Source organism: Treponema sp. R6D11 (genome assembly GCF_054786075.1).
Map to the genome: position 1 here is coordinate 1 of NZ_BDHD01000334.1, position 1390 is coordinate 1390.

The 1390-nt window shown below is 47.6% G+C and carries 1 protein-coding gene; it reads right to left on the reverse strand.

Features of this window, described 5'->3' with window-relative positions:
• Positions 1–1288 (reverse strand): HAD-IC family P-type ATPase (locus ACYVTD_RS12865; protein ID WP_461248142.1); only part of this gene is annotated, 1288 nt, incomplete at its 3' end.
• Between the last annotated feature and the right edge of the window lie 102 nt (positions 1289–1390).

Below are 1390 nucleotides of genomic sequence, written 5' to 3' on the forward strand. Positions count from 1 at the left end.
CGCCCGTCTTTTCCATCAATTTTGAGTTTCCCGCCAAGATTGTTTTTCCGTCTTTTACCACGCTTATTCCGTAGCCGGAAAGTTCCGTATACTGCGAAAGCCCCGAACGGTCAACTTCGCCGCCGTACTCGTTAATGACAGATAACGCTATCGGGTGGTTGGAAAAAACTTCGGCGTAAGAGGCGAGTTCGAGCAGTTGCTCTTTGCTGAAACCTTCGGCGTTTTGAACGTCGGTAACTTTGAACACACCCTTTGTCAACGTCCCCGTCTTGTCGAACACGGCAATTTGCAAATTGTTGACCGCTTCAAGAAAACTGCCGCCCTTTATCAAAATGCCGCTCTTTGCCGCCCTTCCAATTCCAGCGAAAAATCCCATCGGGATGGACAGGACAAGAGCGCACGGGCAGGAAATTACAAGAAAGACAAGGGCGCGTTTTATCCAATCATGCCAAACGCCGCCGAAAAACAAGGGCGGCAAAATAGCGAGAAGCGCCGCAAGAGAGACGACTACCGGCGTGTAGACACGGGCAAAGGCCGTGATAAAGTTTTCCGTCTTGGCTTTTTTGCCAGAAGCGTTTTCAACATGTCCGATTATTTTTGATCCGGTGGACTCTCCAAAGATTTTTGTTACCTCTATCTTTATTACGCCCGTCTGGTTTACGCAACCTGAAAGCACGACATCCCTCGCCTGCACTTTTCTCGGAACGGATTCGCCAGTAAGGGCGCTCGCGTCAAGCATGGACGCGCCTTCCGTAACGATGCCGTCAAGCGGTATTTTTTCACCGGGCTTCACGATGATAACATCCCCGATTCGCACAATGTCAGGCGAAACTTTTTCAATATTATCCCCTTTGACAAGGTTGGCGTAATCGGGGCGTATGTCCATTAAATCGGTAATGGACTTTTTCGACTTGTCCACCGTCATATCCTGAAAATACTCCCCTATCTGGTAAAAGAGCATAACGCCCGCCGCCTCGGCGGTTTCGCCGATATAAAACGCCCCGATTGTGGCGATACTCATCAAAAAATTTTCGTCAAAAATCTGCCCTCGCGCGATGTTTCTTACGGCTTGCCTTGAAAAGTTGCCGCCCAAAATTAAATACGCGATAATAAAGGCGATAATCGGGACATTTCTGTCATACTTCCATGTTTTATCCAGATAAATCGCGACTGCAAGGATAGCCGCTCCCGCGACAAGTTTGAGCAGTCTTTTTCTTTCTTCGGAATTATTTGATGCCTCTTTTTCGCCGCAATTATCGCAGCAAGGCGCTTTTAAGGTATTATTCATGGATGTGTTCAAACCCCTTTTCAAATATGTCTTTTACGTGGCTGTCGGCAAGCGAATAGTAGACCACTTTTCCCTGTTTGTTGTATTTCACCAGATTGGAAA